Below are 17,010 nucleotides of genomic sequence, written 5' to 3'. Positions count from 1 at the left end.
TGTTCCTGACGACGCCCGCGCAGGGCCGGAAAACGCGGTCGCATTAGGGGGTTTTGGGGCGCGATGCAAGCCAAAGGCAAAGTATCGCGCCTGAGCGCCATTCTCGGGGACCGCTTGCCGTCGTCGCGTCATGGCGGCAGAACCGTTTTCGAATCCGCCGGCCCCTCGCCCGGCACCGCTTCGGAGTTGACCATGACCGCCCCCAAGCCCGGTCCACGCATCGCCATCACCTATTGCAGCATGTGCAACTGGCTGCTCCGCTCCGCCTGGATGGCGCAGGAGCTGCTGCAGACCTTCGGCCAGGATCTCGGCGAGGTCGTGCTGATCCCGCGCACCGGCGGCATCTTCCAGATCCACTATGACGGCGATCTGATCTGGGATCGCACTGTCGATGGCGGCTTCCCCGATGTGAAGCAGCTCAAGCAGCGCGTGCGCGACCGGCTCGACCCCGAGCGCGATCTCGGCCATCTAGACGACCACAAGAAGAAGCTCGTGCAGAGCTGAGCGGCCCTGCGCCTGCCATCGACCAGACCACCGCTCAGAGGTCGTTTCGAAAATCGCTCCGGCGAGTCGGCTGGCGGTGTTTTCGAGAACCGGAGCGCAGCGGACATTGGTCCGTGAGCACCGGAAGCGCAGAAAACGCCGTCAGACGGCCGCTGGAGTAGAGTTTCGGGACGGCCTCAAATCCCCCCGCCGCAATCGCCGGCCAGGATCTGGTCCATCGAGCGCGAGGGCTCGGCACAGCCGGCCTCGCCGACCACCTTGGCCGGCACGCCGGCGACCGTGGTGTTGCGCGGCACCGCCGCGAGCACGACCGAACCGGCGGCGACGCGAGCGCACTGGCCCACTTCGATATTCCCGAGGATCTTGGCGCCGGCGCCGATCAGCACGCCCTTGCGGATCTTGGGATGGCGGTCGCCGCCCTGCTTGCCGGTGCCGCCCAGCGTCACGTCCTGCAGCATCGAGACATTGTCCTCGATCACCGTGGTCTCGCCGACGACGAGGCCGGTGGCATGATCGAGGAAGACGCCCTTGCCGATATTCGCGGCCGGGTTGATGTCGGTCTGGAACACCTCGGAGGAGCGGCTCTGCAGGTAGAGCGCGAAATCGCGCCGGTCCTGCCGCCACAGCCAATGCGCCAGGCGATGCGTCTGCAGCGCGTGGAAGCCCTTGAAGTAGAGCACTGGCTCGATCAGCCGATAGCAGGCGGGATCGCGGTCGAGCACGGCGAGGACATCGGCACGGATGCCCTGCCCGATCTCGGGATCGGCCTCGATCGCCTCGTCGAAGGCCTGGGCGATCAGTTCGGCCGGCACGGCGCCATGGCCGAGCCGCGCCGCGATGCGGTGGCCCACCGCCGCCTCGAAGCTCGGCTGGTTCGCGATCGTCGCCAGGATAAAGCTCGCCATCGCCGGCTCGCTCGCGATCGCCTGCTCCGCCTCGTTGCGCAGGCGCGACCAGACCGGGTCGAGCCGGTCGAGGCCGGTGGCGGGATCGCGGATCTCGATGTTCGGGCGCCCGGATGGCATGGCGTTCTCCGCTACGGTTCGCGCGTAGATCAATCTGGCACCAGAAGGTGGCGTCAGAGCACGTGGTGCCGCCTTCTAGCTGAATCAAGCCGTGAAGAACAAGAATCGATTTGCGAGATAAGCGTCGCAAGCCATTGATGGAGAATAATATTCTACAAGCAGAGAATGTTTTTCTACGGCCGGCGCGCCAGAAACTCGACGACTGCCTGCTTGTGCGTGCGGTCGCCGACCGCAAGATTGTGATCGCGCCCTTCGATGGCGAAGCTTTGTGCACCCGGGATCAGTGCCGCCAGTTCCGGGCCGGAGCCGGAGACGTCGTCCTTGGTGCCGACGCTGACCAAAGTCGGCACGGTGATGCGGCCGACCTCCTCCTTGCTCAGCGTCTGGCGCGTCCCACGAATGCACGCCGCGAGGGCCCTGAGGTCGCTGCCAGTGTTCTCGGCGAAGGCGCGGAACATGCGCTGCATCGGATCAGTCAGATCGGCGAGCGATGGCGCCTCCATCGCGTCGGCGATGCCGAGCGGCAGCCCGACGCCCTCGACCAGATGGATGCCGAGCCCGCCGAGCAGCAGCGAGCGCACACGCTCAGGGTGGGCGAGCGTCAGGTGCGAGGAAATGCGGGCGCCCATCGAATAGCCCATGATGTCGGCCCGCTCGATGGACAGGTGGTCCATCAGCCGGCGCGCATCCTCGGCCATGATGTTCGAGTGATAGGCCTCGGGATCGTAGAGCTTCTGGCTGCGGCCATGGCCGCGATTGTCGTAGAGCACGACGCGCCGGCCGTCATGGGTCAGCGTCTTCGTCCACTGCGTGTTGACCCAGTTCACCGCATGGCTCGAGCCGAAGCCATGGATCAGCATGATCGGATCGCCGCTGCCCTCCCCGGTCGGAGCGAGGTCGAGATAGGCGATGGACACGCCGTCGGAATCGAATGTCTGCATGGCCCTGCCGCCGGCTGCTTGATCTCAAGGCAGGTCTGCCATGGCAGCACGGCTTTGGGTAGCTGCAGCCGGCGCCAAGACTGACTTGAGTTTATCGAGCCCTCATCCTGAGGAGCCGCACAGCGGCGTCTCGAAGGATGCTTCAGGAGGCTCCCGAACCAACTGGAGCATCCTTCGAGACGCGCTCCTTAAGGAGCGCTCCTCAGGATGAGGGCTGAGGAGAAGCCCGCCACCCCTTTTCGCAACGTCGCGCACCGCCTAAGACGAAGCCATGAGCGAGCAAGCCCAACCCTCGGCCGGCGGCCGTATCGAACTGGTCGATCTGGCCCGCGGCATCGCGCTGCTCGCGATGTTCGTCTACCACTTCGCCTATGATCTCTCTTACTTCCGGCTGATCCGGGTCGACGTCGTCACCGATCCGGCCTGGCGCGCCTTCGCCCGGCTGATCGCCGGCTCCTTCCTGGCGATCGTCGGCTTCAGCCTGGTGCTGGCGACGCGCAAGGGCTTCGATCGCGGCAATTATCTGCGCCGCCTCGCTCTGGTCGCCTGCGCCGCCGTCCTGGTCACCTCGGCGACCTGGTTCGCCCTGCCGGATGTCTTCATCTTCTTCGGCATCCTGCATCATATCGCGCTGGCGAGCGTGCTGGCCCTGCCCTTCCTGTTCCTGCCCACCGCCATCATCGCGCTCGCGGCGCTCGCCGTCTTCGCCCTGCCCTTCATCCTGGGGCACGATCTCTTCACGCAGGACTGGCTATCCTTCCTCGGTTTCGGCCCCTGGCCGCTCACCGCTGATTTCGTCCCGGTCTTCCCCTGGTTCGGCTGTGTCCTCGCCGGCATGGCGCTGGCGCGGATCGCGCTGCCGAAGGCGCAGGGCAGCGGCTGGGCGAGCTGGCGGGCGACATCAACTCCCGCCAAAGTCATTGTCCTCGGCGGCCGCAACAGCCTGTTCGTCTACCTCGTCCATCAGCCGCTCTTCATCGGCGCACTGTTCCTGTTCATGCAGGCGACCGGCCAGATGGCCGCCCCGAAGCTGCCGGACGCCGAGGCCGTGCCCTTCCTGACCGCCTGCCAGCGCTCCTGCACCGGCACAGGTACACCGAAAGAGGCCTGCGAGCGCGTCTGCGGTTGCTCGATGAACGGGCTCAAGCAGGCCGATCTCTGGGTCAAGGCGCTCGGCGATGCGCTGAGCCCGGCCGAGACCGAGCGGGCCCGCGAGATCGGTGCGACCTGCGCCCGCCAGCCCTGACCTCACCGTCTTTCCGGGGCAGACGTAGGCCTGCGCCCGGAATCCAGAACCGACAGCGCTTTCGGAAAGGCGCATCGATCGCAGCCCCAAGGTGACAATCGGCATCGGTTCTGGGTTCCGGGCTCTTTGCTACGCAAAGCCCCGGAAAGACGGCCTAGCTCTTCGATTGCGAAATCCATGGCGCACACGCTGGCGCGGCCCGCGGCGAACGATTATGGTGCCGCCGAATTTGCAAGGACGAGAACCATGGCCGATCACGGCACCCCGCATTTCCACAATGATCCCGGCGTCGCCGTGATCCATGTCGGCGCGCGCGAGTTCATGTGCATCGGCGCCAAGCCGCCCTTCGACCATCCGCATGTCTTCCTCGACATGGGCTCGGACGGCGAGATCGTCTGCCCCTATTGCTCGACGCTATTCAAATACGAGCCCTCGCTCGGCCACGGCCATTGCAAGCCGGCCGAGTGCGAATACCACGACACCGCCGCCAAGGCGGCGTGAGCGGCGCCTCCCGCCGGGGGCGCGGCGGGACTGAACCAATGGCGAACCATCCCATCCTCATCGCGGGCGCCGGCATCGGCGGCTTGACCGCCGCGATCGCGCTCGCCCGCCGCGGCATCGCCGTGGCCATCGCCGAGAAGCGCACCCGCTTCGACGAGGCGGGCGCCGGCATCCAGGTCTCGCCCAATGCCGGGCGGGTGCTCGAATCGCTCGATCTCGGCCTCGCTTTGCGCCGCGCCGCGATTCGCCCCGAAGCGCTGGCGATCGGCCGTTGGAGCGGCGGCAAACCACTGCTCGCCATGCCCTTCGCCCCGCCGGTCGAGGGCGCAACGCCCTCGCGCTCGCTGAAGCGGGCCGACTTGCACCAACTCCTGCTCGATTCGGCCAGGACCCTGCCGAACATCCGCTGGATCATCGGCCGCGGCCTCGCCGACGCCAATGAGGCCGAGGGGGGCGTCACCGTCACCCTCGCCAGCGAGAGCGGCGGCATCGAAACGGTTGAGGCCATGGCCCTGATCGGCGCCGATGGCCTCTGGTCGCGCACCCGCGCCCTCATCGGCGACACGACCGAGCCCGGTTTCACCGGCTGGGAGGCCTGGCGCTCGCTGATTCCGGCGGACGGCTTGCCGGAAGCGCTGCGCCGCCCGGCGGTGACGCTGCATCTCGGCAGCGGCCGTCATGCGGTGCATTACCCTGTCTCCGGCGGCAAGGAGATCAACCTCGTCCTGATCCGCGCCGGGCGCGAGGCGCAGGCAGGCTGGTCGCGCGAGGGCGAGGCCTCGCAGCTCACCGAGATCGCCGCCAGCGCCGGTGCCGGCCTGCGCGAGTTGATCGAGCGTGCGCCGAACTGGCGGATCTGGTCGCTCTACGACCGCGCACCGGCCCGAATGGCGAAAGGCCGCATCGCTTTGCTCGGCGACGCCGCCCACCCGATCCTGCCCTTCCTCGCCCAGGGCGCGGCCCTCGCCATCGAGGACGCCGCCGTTCTCGCGCATGAGCTCGCGACGCGATTGGCGAGCGAAGGATCAGCCTCGGTTCCGGCGGCGCTGGCGGCTTATGCCAAGGCGCGCGGCGAGCGTGCGGCGCGGGTCCGGCAGGCCAGCCGCAAGAATGGCGAGGCCTACCATCTCGGCCGGCCCTGGAGCTTTGCGCGCGACTTCGCCATGCGCCGCATGGGCTCCGACGGCATGCGCCGGCGCCATGCCTGGATCTATGACTGGCGCGCGCCGTCCTGACGAAATCGTCATCGGCTGGGCTCGCCTGATCTCGTCAACGCCGCATTCGCTTCCTAGATTGTCGGCGGGTGACACGAAACGAAACGAGCCAATGATCCGTATCGACCTCAACAACGCCGCCAGCGCCCGCCTGGTCCGCTTGCCCCGCTGGGCGAGCTGGCTTGTCATGGCCGGTGCCTTCGTCGTCGGGGTGCTGATCTTTCTGGTCGCGGCCAGCCTGGCGCTTATCCTCGTGCCGCTGGTCATCGCCGGCGGCGCCTTCGCCGCCTGGCAGATGCGTCGCCGCATGCGTGCCGCCGGCATCGACCCGCAGAACCCGTTCGAGCGCAGGCAGTCCGATGCCGCCCATGGCGAGATCGTCGACGCCGAGTATCGGGTGATCGAGCCGGGCGAGCGGCGCTAAGCGCTGGCGCTTGCGGCCAGCTCGGCCCGCAACCGGGCATTCTCCACTTCCAGCTCTTCCAGCCGCTGCCGCACCGGCGCGAGCGCCGGCGCAAGCTCGGCCTCGCTGAAGCGGGGCGTGATGTGCTGCGGGCAGTTCCAGTCGAAGGCCTCGACCTTGATGGTGACGCCGCGCTCCGGCACGGCGCGATAGCCCGGCACGATCAGGCGCCGCGCCAGTTCCGGCTCGGCGGCGAGGTCATGGAACTGCGCCCGGCCGAAGATCTTGAGCCGCGCCCGGTGGCCGTAATCCATCAGGAACAGGCAGAGTCTGTCATCCGCGCTGAGATTGCCGAGGCTGAGATATTGCCGGTTGCCGCGCAGGTCGGCAAAGCCCAGCGTCGTCTCGTCGAGCACGCGCAGGAAGCCGGCCGGCCCACCGCGATGCTGCAGATAGGGCCAGCCGGTTTCCGACACGCTCGCGAGGTAGAAGGAATCGCGCGTCGCGATGAAGCCGGCCTCGGCCTCGCCGAGGAGGTGGTTGTGCGGCTCGCCCTCCTCCTGCCTGGCATAAGAGCGCCGGCTGCCTTGCGCCTCCTGCGCCGCCTTCACGGCCGGTGTCGTCGCGATCTCGAGAAAACGGTGGGTCATCTTACGGGCCTCCGCCCAACGAGATGACCATTTCACCTTCAAGTCGCAATCACCGCGGCCAGCAGTTCAGAATTCCAGACTGGGGAACAATCGCCGTCACGCCGCAAACCGCACCAGCACGACGCCCGCTGCCGCGCAGGCGGCCAGCACCGGGATCATCCCGAGCTTGAAGCGCAGCAGCGCGATCATCGCCGCAGCAGCGAGCAGAGCAGCTCGCCAGTCGAGCGAGGCCAGCACCGGCAGGTCAGGCGCCAGCGGTCCGATCACCACCGGCTGCACCGTCCTGAACAGCACATGCAGACCGAACCAGAGCGCCAGATTGGCGATGACGCCGACGACAGCTGCGGTGATCGCCGTCAGCGCCGCCGAGAGCGCCTTGTTGCCGCGCAGCGCCTCGATATAGGGCGCGCCGAGGAAGATCCAGAGGAAGCAGGGCGCGAAGGTGACCCAGACCGTCAGCAAACCGCCCAAGCTGCCGGCGACGAGCGGATCCAGCCCGCCATGCCCGCGCCAGGCGGCGAGGAAGCCGACAAACTGCAGTACCAGGATCAGCGGGCCCGGCGTCGTCTCGGCGAGGCCGAGCCCATCGACCATCTCGCCGGCAGCAAGCCAACCGTAGGTGTCGACCGCAGCCTGTGCGACATAGGCGAGCACGGCATAGGCGCCGCCGAAGGTGACGATCGCCATGGCGCTGAAGAAGGCGCCGATCTGGGTGAAGACATTGCCGCCGCCGAGCAGCGCCCAGAGCAACGCGACCGGTCCGAGCCAGAGCGGCAGCCAGACCGCCAGCACCCGCAGCGCCTTGCCCGCCGAAGGCTCGGCATGTCCGAGCTCGCCGCGCTCGAACATCAGGTCGACGACGCCCTTGAACTCCGGCGCGCCGTCCTTGCCGGCATGGCCGCCACCGCCGAACAGCGCCGGCGCCCAGCGATTGCCGAGCCAGCCGACGAGCCCGGCGCAGAAGATCACCAGTGGGAACGGCGCCTTGAGCAGGAAGAGCGCCAGGAAGGCGGCGATTGCGATCGCGACCATCGCGCGGTTCTTCAGCGCGCGCCGGCTGATCCGGAGGCCAGCCTCAATGACCACGGCAAGCACCGCCGCCTTGACGCCGAAGAAGATCGCATCGACCAGCGGCACCTGGCGGTAGAGCACGTAGAGCAGCGAGAGGCCCCACATCACCAGCGCGCCCGGCAGGATGAAGAGCAGGCCGGCGATCAGCCCGCCCGCCGTCCGGTGCATCAGCCAGCCGATATAGGTCGCGAGCTGCTGCGCCTCGGGGCCCGGCAGCAGCATGCAGTAGTTGAGCGCGTGCAGGAATCGGCGCTCGCCGATCCAGCGGCGCTCGTCGACCAGCTCCTTGTGCATCAGCGCGATCTGCCCGGCCGGCCCGCCGAAGGAGAGCAGGCCGATCTTGAGCCAGACCCGCGCCGCCTCTGCGAGCGTCGGCGTGGCAGGGGCGGCTGTCGCCGCCCCTTCGTTCGTCACGGTCGTCATCGCCCGTCCTCAGTTCTTCACCGGCACGGACGGCCAGTTGTGGGTTTCCTCGCTCGCGTCACGGCACCAGCGATAGAAGGCGTCGTAAAGCAGCATGCCGGCGTCGAGCTGTGCCAGATCGTCACGATACATCCGTGACAGGCCGAGCGAAGCGGCAAGGAAGCCCGCCGCCTGCGGCACGAGGTCGAGCCGGGCCGTGTCGGCCGCCCGCACGATCGTCGCGAGCTGGTCGAGCGCCGGCGATGACAAGCCGAATTCCTCGATCATCGTGTCGAAGCTGCAGCGCTCGCCGCGATGGCCCCAGAACACGCCGTCGATGTCGAACGGCGTCGCCCCGAAGCGGTCTGCGACATCAGGCACCTCCGAAGCCGAGACGAAGAGGAAGACGGCATCACGGTCGACGAAGCGGCGGATCAGCCAGGGACAGGCGATGCGGTCGACCTTGGGCCGCGCCCGCGTCACCCAGAGCGTGCGCCCTTTGGCATCGCGCTTCGGCAGCGTGCCGGTCTCGACGAGCAGCCCGCCTGCCTCGCGCCAGGCCTCGAAGCCCCCTGCGAGATTCTCCGCCTCGACGCCCTCATGGCGCAGCCAGGCGGCGACGCCCTCGCTGAGCTTCTGGCCGCGCTGGCAGATGACGACGACCTTGAGGCCGACATAGGCATTCGCCCAGTCGGCGACGTCGCGATGGCTGCGGCGTTCCGAGGCCGGCAGCAGCCGCGGATCCGCGGCGACATCCTCGTCGATGCGGACATCGACCAGCACCGGCGCATCGGGCAGGCCGACGAGCCGGGACAATTGCGCAGGCGTGATCTGGATATTGGAAGACATGAGCGTCCATCCTTGCACGAAGGAGAGTGGACGCGATCCTTGGGCTGACGCCTCACGGGGCGGTCGCGATGAGCCCCTATGGGGAGTTTAAACCATCCGGCCTGTGCGGCGTCAACGGCGATCCGACCGTTCGACCAGGGTCAGTCTGTGCAAGACCTGTACGGGCGGCCAAGAGACGCAATCCACACTGTCGAATCTCAGCTCGAATGCATCGAACGGTCGCGAAACCAGCTTCAGGGCATCTGATCGCCTCGAAACCGGAATCGCCATCGCGACGGTCAGATGAGGCTTCCACTGTTCCGGAGCATAGTGGGGATCACAAGGCGGCGTGTTCGACTCCAGCGCCGCATGCAGCCTGCGATGCAGGTCGAGCAGGCGCTGGTCGCGTCGTGGCGCCAACCAGAGCACGAGCGGCTCGATGTCGAAGAAATCGACCCGATCGAAACATAACGAGACCGCGGCTTGGCCGTCGAACACCGCCATGCCCTGTCGGAGCACGGAGGGATCGATCGCTGAATAGCGCGTCAGCGTCAGGTGAGGCCGATAGCCGAGCGCTCGGATCGATGGCACGCCTTCCAGGGCCGAAGCCCGGTCGGCCTGTTCCCAGAAGGGCTTTGCTGCTGAGCTTGCACACAAGGTGATGCCCAGCATGGCTCTCCCCTCACCTCCGCCTTACCGCCGGACCATCAATCCAGCCGGCTCACCAGCAGCTTGTCGATGCGCCTGCCGTCGAGATCGACCACCTCGAAGCGCCAATGGCCCTTCTCGAAGCTCTCGCCGACATTGGGTAGCCGGTTCATCTCGGCCAGCACGAAGCCGGCGACGGTCTGGTAGTCGGCATCGCGCGGCACATGGATGCCGAGCTCGTGCGAGAACTCGTCGACCTGCATCCAGCCCGCGACCAGGAAGGAGCCGTCGGCACGCGTGACGATCGCCGGTTCCTCCTCGTCCTCGTCCTGGAAGGCGCCGGTGATCGCTTCCAGCACGTCGCTCGAGGTGATGATCCCCTCGAAATGCCCGTACTCGTCGAAAACCAGCGCCATATGGACATGGGTGGCGCGGATCGCGCGCAGCACGTCGAGCGCGCCGGTGGTGTCGAGCACGACCGGAGCCTCGCGGACCAGGCTGCGCAGTTCGACCTTGTCGTCGGCGAGCGCCTCGAACAGCTCCTTCATCTCGATGATGCCGATGATCGAATCGGCCTCGCCATCCTGCACCGGGAGGCGGTTGCGCCGCGTCGACCGGATCTGCGCACGGATCTCGTCGAGCGTGTCGGAGAGATCGATCACCTCGACCTCGCGGCGCGGCGTCATCAGCGCCCTTGCCGAGCGGTCGGCGAGGCGCATGACGCCCGAGATCATCTCACGCTCGTCGCGCTCCAGCACGCCGGCATTCTCGGCCTCGGCGATGATGGTGCGGACCTCCTCCTCAGTGACCGTCTCCTCCGATTCGCCCTTCTGACCGAGCAGCGCCAGCACCAGCTTGCCCGACGTGTCGAGCAGCCAGACGAGCGGCGAAGCGATCTTGGCCAGCACCATCATCGCTGGCGCGACGCGCGAGGCGACGCGCTCAGCATCGCGCAAGGCGATCTGCTTGGGCACCAGTTCGCCGATGATCAGCGAGAGATAGGTGATCAGGACGACGACCGTGCCGACGCCGAGTGCATCGGCCGCGGCATTGGAAAATCCATGCGTGCCGAGCCATTCCGACAGGCGCGCGCCGAGCGTAGCGCCAGAGAAGGCGCCGGAAAGCACGCCGACCAGCGTGATGCCGATCTGCACTGTCGAGAGGAAGCGGCCCGGATTTTCGGCGAGCCGGATCGCTTTCGCGGCCCCTTTGCTGCCTTGATCGCTGAGGACTTTCAGCCGTGCCGGGCGGGACGAGACAACCGCGAGTTCCGACATGGCAAGCACACCGTTGATGACGGTGAGGACGATGACGACCAATATCTCCGTTAACAAAACCGGCTCGGGGGCTGCAGGACCGCCATCTGTATCGGCCTGCTTCTTTGCCGCTTATAACGCATTGACGGCCGAACGCGATGGGAGAAGAGGATGACCCAGGACGATTCCCGCCAGTTCGCCCCGGCGACGCAGCGCAACCGCGAGCCGATCCTCGCCGTGCTGCGCGACGTTCTGCCTGCACAGGGGCTGGTCCTCGAGGTCGCCAGCGGTTCCGGCGAGCACGCAATCCACTTCGCCAATGCCTTCCCGAACCTGACCTTCCAGCCGAGCGACCCCGATCAGGCCGCACTCGCCAGCATCGATGCCTGGGCCGGCGAGAGCACCCTGCCGAACCTGCGGCCGGCCATCCGTCTCGACGCGACCGCGTCGCGCTGGCCGGTCACGGAGGCCGATGCGATCCTGTGCATCAACATGATCCACATCTCGCCCTGGGCGGCGGCCGAAGGGCTGATCCGGCAGGCTGCGCAGCTCCTGCCGGCGGGTGGGCCGCTCTATCTCTACGGCCCCTATCGCCAGAGCGATGTGCCGCTGGCGGCAAGCAACGCCGTCTTCGACGACAGCTTGCGCCGGCGCAATCCGAAATGGGGCCTGCGCGAGCTCGATGCCGTGGCCGAATTGGCGAGGGTCGCCGGCTTCAACGAGCCGCAGGTGACGGCGATGCCGGCGAACAATCTCAGCGTCGTGTTTCGGCGTCTCTAGCCGAGTCGTCCCGGGCGGAGCGCAGCGTAGACCCGGGACCCATGCTCGAACCTCGTTCGGAAAAGCTCAGGCATGGATCCCGGTCGGCGCGGCTATCGCCGCTTGTCCGGGATGACCCGAAAGAGGTGATTCACCCCCCGTCGCAGCTCGTCTCCTGCGTCGCGCAGATGCGATCGACCCAGGCGCGAAAGCGACCGGGCTCCGCTCCGGCCTTCGCAGCCGGTTTGATCTCCAGCCCGGACAGGACCTCGCTGTCAGCCGGCAGTCCGTACTCGACCAGGACCCATTTGCCGCTGCAGCCGAGAAGGCGGCCGTTCTGGACGAAGGCGTCGCCATCGAAGCTCGCCCCGTCATGGCCGGACAGCACGGGCGGCGCCTTGGCGTCCGACCGCTGCCGGCCGGCAGTGGCTTGCGACTTCACCGTCAGCTTGCGCCCGCTCACCCAGCCCGAGCCCTTGAACATCGGCCGCGGCGGGGCATCGGTCAGCATCTCGTTGTCGCGCGCCTTGGCGATCCGGAACCAGCCATTGGCGCCGGCCGAGACCTCGACCTCGACCATGGCGCGCACCGGCGGGTCGTCGCCGCTGAGCTTCACCGGCGGCAGGGTGCCGAGCACCTTGTGAGTCGTGCCCGGCCCGGCGCGGACATTCAGCCCCTCCGGGTCGGTCTCGCTGACGAAGGCGCCGAAGGAGCAGGCGACCTGCCCGGTTGGAGCCGGCGCGACCGCTTCGGATTGCGCCTGCGCCGCCGGGACGGCGAGCAACAGAGCAGCCGTCAGGCCGGCGGCAAGAGCCTCACGACGCAGCATTGACCAGCACATAATAGAAGGCGTTGGGCTTGCCGACCGCCTTGAGGAAGGTGGGATAGCGATTCTTCGGGATGGTCTGGCAGCCGGCCGACCAGGTGTTGGGCTCGAGCACATTGTCCGCCCCGCCGCGGTGGATATACATGCTCGTCCCCGCCCCCGACGGGTCGATCCGGCTCTTGTCGTCCTGGGTGAAACGGCCGTCGCCATCGGTGTCGCGCTCGGCGACCTGGGTGTCCTTCACCTGGAAGGCGCGGTCACCGAGGAAGCCGCCCTTCTTCTCGAAATAGCGGTAGGTGCCCTCGGTCAGGCGGCCGGCGTCCTTGATGCCGTCCTTGTTGATGTCGACGCCATCGGCCTTCCTGAAGCCGACCCCCTTGTAGCGCTTGTCGCCGCTGCCGGCGCGCTGAGAATACTGTGCGCCCGGCTCGGTGCAGATCGGGAAGCTCGTAAGCTCGCGGAAGCGCCCGGTCCGGCGCATCACCACGACGAGGTCGTCATAGGAGCCCTTGCCGTGATTGGCGATCGTGCTGCTCTCCTTGCGCAGCGCCAGCAGGACGAGGCGGCCGAAGCGAAGGTCGAAGCGCGCATCGGTCGAGCCGAAGCGCCAGAAGATCGCCGAATAGGAATCGAAGGCCTGTTTCGGCGTGCGGAATTGCGGACGGTCGGCCGAAGGGCGGCGGAAGCGCGCGTCGAGGACCTCGCTGTAGAAGTCGCGCCATTCCCGTATGGCCCGCAACCGCGTCTCGGCGGCCGGGCTCAGATTCACCTCGACGACGCGCCAGAAGAAATCCTGCAGGCCGGGCGGCACCGCATCGACGATGTCGCGCCAGCGCGAGAAGGCGATGACGCGATCCTGGCGCAGGCAACGGTCGAACTGCCGGGCGAAATTGCCGAAATCAAGCTCGGCGAGATCGGGGCGCCGGGCGCTCATGCCTCGCCATCCGTTCGCTGGAATGGGCGCATCGAACCCTCCACCGCTGCATCATCGGACAGACCATAAGGCAACGCCGCTCGAAGGTCAGGCGGCGAGCAACCGGTCCGTCAGCAGATTGTGGAGGTCTGAGGGGCTTTCGCTAGAGCATTTTCGAGCGAAGTGGATACCGGTTCGCGTAAAGAAAATGCGGTAGATCAGAGGCTCAGAGCACCATCGGCAGCACGAAGAAGCCACCGATGACGATCACGGCCAGCGCCAGCGCCGTCATCGGCAGGTGCTTCTCGATGAAGATGCGGATGTCGTCGCCGTAATAGCGCAGCGCCACCGCGATCATCGCGAAGAAGGTGACGCGCGAGATCACCATGCCGACCGTGAACTTCCAGATGTCGAAATGCAGGAAGCCGGACATGATCGTCACGATCTTGAACGGGATCGGCGTCAGCCCCTTGGTCAGCAGCACCCAGAACCAGTAGTCCTGCGAGGTATGGATCAGGTGCGCGGCCTTCTCCTGCAGTCCGTAGATGCCTATCAGCCAGGCGCCGACCGATTCATAGAGCAGCGCGCCAATGGCATAGCCGAGATAGCCGCCGGTCACCGCGCCGAGCGAGCAGACGCCGGCATAGAACCAGGCTCGGTCAGGCCGCGCGATGCACATCGGGATCAGCAGCGGGATCGGCGGCAGCGGGCTCACCGAGCTTTCGACGAAGGTGATGGCGAACAGCAGCCAGGGCGCGGCCGGGTGTGACGCGTAGGAAACGCACCAGTCGTAAGCACGCTTGAGCATGTAGGGGAAACCGTTCCTGGGTTCTCGCGCCGGTTGCAGGGCTGCCCTGCGTTCTATGCATTAATCCACTTGGCGCGATCAGACCACTAATCTCTTGGGCTAGAGTCAATCGCGCATGTCTCCGTCAATTGCGCGACGGATTCGTGACGAGATTGCGGGAGCGGCTCAGGCGAGCCGCTCCAGCGCCTCCCTGATCTTGAGCTTGCGGGCTTCGGCCGCTGCCTTGCGCTCGCGGTTCTCCTCGACGATCTCCTCGGGCGCGCGCGCCATGAAGTCGGGATTGCCGAGCTTGCGCTCGACCGCGACGATATCCTGGTCGAGCTTGCCGAGCTCCTTGGTCAGGCGCGCCCGCTCGGCGTCGAGATCGATGATCCCGGCCAGAGGCAGCGCCGCGACCTCGCCGCGCACGATGATCTGCGCCGACTGACCGGGCGCCTGCTCGGCGAACTCGATCGCGGAGAGCCGCGCCAGCCGCTCGATCATCGGCGCCCAGGCCTCGACCGCCGCCTTCGTCGCATCGCTCGCCTTGACCAGCACCAGCGGCACCTGCGTCCCGCCCGGCACATTGGTTTCCGAACGGATCGAGCGGATGTCGGAGATCAGGTCGACGACGAAGCCGATCTCGGCCTCCGCCTTCTCATCGACCAGTGCCGCGAGCTCCGGCCAGCGCGTCAGGCAGACCAGCCCCGCCTCCCCGGCCGGAACGGCGCGGGGGGCGCCGGCATTGGCCTTCTGCGCCCAGAGCTCCTCGGTCAGGAACGGCATGAACGGATGCAGCAGCTGGCAGATGAGGTCGATGACATGGGCGACGGTCGCCTGCGTCTCCGCCCGCGCCGCGGTACCGGCGGCATCCAGCTCCTCGGCCTGCAGCACCGGCTTCGACAGTTCGAGATACCAGTCGCAGAACTGGCCCCAGACGAAGCGATAGGCTGAATCCGCCGCCTCGTTGAACTTGAAGCTCTCGATACCGGCCGCAACGGCCTCCGCCGTGCGCGCCGCCTCGGAGAGAATCCAGCGGTTCAGCGGCTGCTTGACCGCAGCCGGATCGAAGCCCTCCGCCCGTAGGCAGCCATTGATCTCGGCGAAGCGCGCCGCGTTCCAGATCTTGGTCGCGAAGTTGCGGTAACCCTCGACGCGCGAAGTCGCGAGCTTGATGTCGCGTCCCTGCGCCGCCATCGCCGACAGCGTGAAGCGCAGCGCATCCGCCCCGTACTTGTCGACGAGCACCAGCGGGTCGATCACGTTGCCCTTCGACTTCGACATCTTCGCGCCCTTCTCGTCGCGAACGATGGCGTGGATGTAGACGTCCTTGAACGGCACTTCGTCCATGAAGTTGAGGCCCATCATCATCATCCGGGCGACCCAGAAGAAGATGATGTCGAAGGCAGTCACCAGCGTCGCGGTCGGGTAATAGCGCTCGAGCTCCGGCGTCTCCTCCGGCCAGCCGAGCGTCGAGAACGGCCACAGCGCCGAGGAGAACCAGGTGTCGAGCACGTCCTCATCGCGCTTGAGCTCGACCGCGCCGCCATAGTGGGCGAGCGCGAGCGCCTGTGCGCCGGCTTCCGATTCGGCGACGAAGCATTCGCCGTCCGGCCCGTACCAGGCCGGGATCTGGTGGCCCCACCAGAGTTGGCGCGAGACGCACCAGGGCTCGATGTTCTCGAGCCAGTCATTGTAGGTCTTGGTCCAGCTTTCCGGCGTGATCCTGGTCTTGCCGTCCCTGACCGCCCCGAGCGCGCGCTGCGCCAGCGGGTAGACATCGACATACCACTGGTCGGTGAGCCAGGGCTCGATCACCACGTCCGAGCGGTCGCCATGCGGCACGGTGTGCGTGTTCGGCTCGACCTTGCGCAAGATGCCGCGCGCCGCCATCAGCCCGACCACGGCCTTGCGTGCGGCGAAGCGGTCCAGGCCGTCCAGCGCCAGCGTCTCGGCCTCGGGCGCCGCGCCTTCCAGGAAGTCGGCATTGTCCTGAATCAGGATGCGAGCTTCCCCGTCCAGGATATTGACGACCCTCAGCGAATTGCGCTTGCCGACATCGAAGTCGTTGAAGTCGTGCGCCGGGGTGATCTTGACCGCGCCGGTGCCCTTCTCCGGATCGGCATAGTCGTCGCCGAAGATCGGGATGACGCGCTTGACCAGTGGCAGAACGGCGTTCCTGCCGATCAGGCCCTTGAGGTTTTCGTTCTCCGGATGCACCGCGACGCCGGTGTCGCCCAGCATCGTCTCCGGCCGGGTGGTCGCGACGGTGATGTAGGTTGCCGGGTTCTCGGGATCGTAGGCGGTGCCTTCGATCGGGTAGTCGAAATAATAGAGATGGCCGTTCGGATCCTTGGCCAGCGCCTTCTCGAGCTTGCCGGCGTCGAACGCCTCCTCTCCGTCGCGCTGCCATTTGAACGTGCCGGTCTTCTCGATCTGCAGCACCTCGAGGTCGGAGATCGCGGTCTGGAATTTCGGGTCCCAGTTCACCAGCCGCTTGGCGCGGTAGATCAGCCCCTGCTTGTGCAGGCCGACGAAGACCTTGAGGACCGCGGCCGAGAGGCCCTCATCCATGGTGAAGCGCTCGCGCGACCAGTCGCAGGACGCGCCGAGGCGCTTCAGCTGGTTGACGATCGTCCCGCCCGATTCTTCCTTCCACTTCCAGACCTCGGCCAGGAAAGCCTCGCGGCCCATGGTCCGGCGATCGGTCTTGTTCTCGGCCGCGAGCTTGCGCTCGACCACCATCTGTGTCGCGATGCCGGCGTGGTCGGTGCCCGGCTGCCAGAGCACGTCCTTGCCGCGCAGGCGCTCGAAGCGGCAGAGCACATCCTGCAGCGTGTTGTTGAGCGCATGGCCCATATGCAGAGAGCCGGTGACGTTCGGCGGCGGGATCACGATGCAATAGGGCTCGGCCCCAGGCGCGGCCCCGCGCCCCGCCTTGAAGGCGTCCGCCTCCTCCCAGGCCTTGCTGATGCGCGCCTCGACGGAGGCCGGCTCGAATGTCTTGTCCATCATCGCTCTGCTCGAACGCCAAAC

17 protein-coding genes are annotated in these 17,010 nt (G+C 67.0%); 6 read left to right on the top strand and 11 right to left on the bottom strand.

Annotated features, from left to right (window positions below):
• Positions 1-192: 192 nt before the first annotated feature.
• Positions 193-504, top strand: coding sequence for an Rdx family protein (locus ACQKLX_RS17485; protein ID WP_427362842.1), 312 nt, complete (start codon positions 193-195; stop codon positions 502-504).
• 176 nt (positions 505-680) lie between these two features.
• Here the strand turns inward: ACQKLX_RS17485 and cysE are convergent, their stop codons facing one another.
• A complete protein-coding gene (gene cysE, locus ACQKLX_RS17480; RefSeq protein ID WP_427362841.1) occupies positions 681-1,529 on the bottom strand; it encodes a serine O-acetyltransferase in 849 nt (282 codons plus the stop codon).
• 173 nt (positions 1,530-1,702) lie between these two features.
• Positions 1,703-2,470 (bottom strand): alpha/beta fold hydrolase, encoded by a 768-nt coding sequence (locus ACQKLX_RS17475; RefSeq protein WP_427362840.1) that lies wholly within the window; start codon positions 2,468-2,470, stop codon positions 1,703-1,705.
• Positions 2,471-2,741: 271 nt separating this feature from the next.
• On the opposite strand from ACQKLX_RS17475, the gene ACQKLX_RS17470 reads away from it, so the two are divergent.
• The 4 genes from ACQKLX_RS17470 to ACQKLX_RS17455 all read left to right on the top strand — a co-directional run bounded on the left by ACQKLX_RS17470 (position 2,742) and on the right by ACQKLX_RS17455 (position 5,855).
• Entirely contained in the window at positions 2,742-3,716 is a 975-nt protein-coding gene (locus tag ACQKLX_RS17470) for an acetyltransferase domain-containing protein (RefSeq protein WP_427362839.1), read from the top strand.
• 246 nt (positions 3,717-3,962) lie between these two features.
• Entirely contained in the window at positions 3,963-4,217 is a 255-nt protein-coding gene (locus ACQKLX_RS17465; RefSeq protein ID WP_137884269.1) for a zinc-finger domain-containing protein, read from the top strand.
• A 38-nt stretch (positions 4,218-4,255) separates the two neighbouring features.
• Positions 4,256-5,452 (top strand): FAD-dependent monooxygenase, encoded by a 1,197-nt coding sequence (locus tag ACQKLX_RS17460; protein ID WP_427362838.1) that lies wholly within the window; start codon positions 4,256-4,258, stop codon positions 5,450-5,452.
• 91 nt (positions 5,453-5,543) lie between these two features.
• On the top strand, positions 5,544-5,855 hold the full coding sequence (locus ACQKLX_RS17455) for a hypothetical protein (protein ID WP_427362837.1): 312 nt from the start codon (positions 5,544-5,546) through the stop codon (positions 5,853-5,855).
• Here the strand turns inward: ACQKLX_RS17455 and ACQKLX_RS17450 are convergent.
• The 5 genes from ACQKLX_RS17450 to ACQKLX_RS17430 form a co-directional block, all read right to left on the bottom strand.
• Positions 5,852-6,484: a pyridoxamine 5'-phosphate oxidase family protein gene (locus tag ACQKLX_RS17450; RefSeq protein WP_427362836.1), complete on the bottom strand. Its 633-nt coding sequence runs from the start codon at positions 6,482-6,484 to the stop codon at positions 5,852-5,854. The genes ACQKLX_RS17455 and ACQKLX_RS17450 overlap by 4 nt on opposite strands.
• 96 nt (positions 6,485-6,580) lie before the next feature.
• The gene (gene chrA / locus ACQKLX_RS17445; RefSeq protein WP_427362835.1) at positions 6,581-7,978 is read right to left on the bottom strand and encodes a chromate efflux transporter; all 1,398 of its coding nucleotides are present in this window, start codon (positions 7,976-7,978) and stop codon (positions 6,581-6,583) included.
• 9 nt (positions 7,979-7,987) lie between these two features.
• Positions 7,988-8,806: a chromate resistance protein ChrB domain-containing protein gene (locus tag ACQKLX_RS17440; RefSeq protein WP_427362834.1), complete on the bottom strand. Its 819-nt coding sequence runs from the start codon at positions 8,804-8,806 to the stop codon at positions 7,988-7,990.
• Positions 8,807-8,917: 111 nt separating this feature from the next.
• Entirely contained in the window at positions 8,918-9,457 is a 540-nt protein-coding gene (locus ACQKLX_RS17435) for a 2'-5' RNA ligase family protein (RefSeq protein ID WP_427362833.1), read from the bottom strand.
• Between the two features lie 35 nt (positions 9,458-9,492).
• Positions 9,493-10,752 carry a hemolysin family protein gene (locus ACQKLX_RS17430; RefSeq protein ID WP_427362832.1) on the bottom strand — a complete coding sequence of 420 codons (1,260 nt, stop codon included), beginning with the start codon at positions 10,750-10,752 and terminating at the stop codon, positions 9,493-9,495.
• Between the two features lie 108 nt (positions 10,753-10,860).
• Between ACQKLX_RS17430 and ACQKLX_RS17425 the strand changes: the two genes are divergently transcribed.
• Positions 10,861-11,469 carry a DUF938 domain-containing protein gene (locus tag ACQKLX_RS17425; RefSeq protein WP_427362831.1) on the top strand — a complete coding sequence of 203 codons (609 nt, stop codon included), beginning with the start codon at positions 10,861-10,863 and terminating at the stop codon, positions 11,467-11,469.
• A 130-nt stretch (positions 11,470-11,599) separates the two neighbouring features.
• On the opposite strand, the gene ACQKLX_RS17420 is transcribed toward ACQKLX_RS17425, so the two are convergent.
• The 4 genes from ACQKLX_RS17420 to ACQKLX_RS17405 all read right to left on the bottom strand — a co-directional run bounded on the left by ACQKLX_RS17420 (position 11,600) and on the right by ACQKLX_RS17405 (position 16,989).
• On the bottom strand, positions 11,600-12,277 hold the full coding sequence (locus ACQKLX_RS17420; RefSeq protein WP_427362830.1) for an SH3 domain-containing protein: 678 nt from the start codon (positions 12,275-12,277) through the stop codon (positions 11,600-11,602).
• Entirely contained in the window at positions 12,264-13,208 is a 945-nt protein-coding gene (locus ACQKLX_RS17415; RefSeq protein WP_427362829.1) for a hypothetical protein, read from the bottom strand. The genes ACQKLX_RS17420 and ACQKLX_RS17415 overlap by 14 nt, the downstream gene beginning before the upstream one ends.
• Before the next feature lie 205 nt (positions 13,209-13,413).
• A complete protein-coding gene (locus ACQKLX_RS17410) occupies positions 13,414-13,995 on the bottom strand; it encodes a YqaA family protein (RefSeq protein ID WP_427362828.1) in 582 nt (193 codons plus the stop codon).
• A gap of 165 nt (positions 13,996-14,160) precedes the next feature.
• Positions 14,161-16,989 (bottom strand): valine--tRNA ligase, encoded by a 2,829-nt coding sequence (locus ACQKLX_RS17405; protein WP_427362827.1) that lies wholly within the window; start codon positions 16,987-16,989, stop codon positions 14,161-14,163.
• Positions 16,990-17,010: the final 21 nt, after the last annotated feature.

This window comes from Allobosea sp. NPDC003192 (assembly GCF_050275675.1).
GTDB lineage: Bacteria > Pseudomonadota > Alphaproteobacteria > Rhizobiales > Beijerinckiaceae > Allobosea.
Note: the sequence above shows the minus strand (reverse complement) of the source record. Positions and strands in the feature narration are given on the sequence as shown.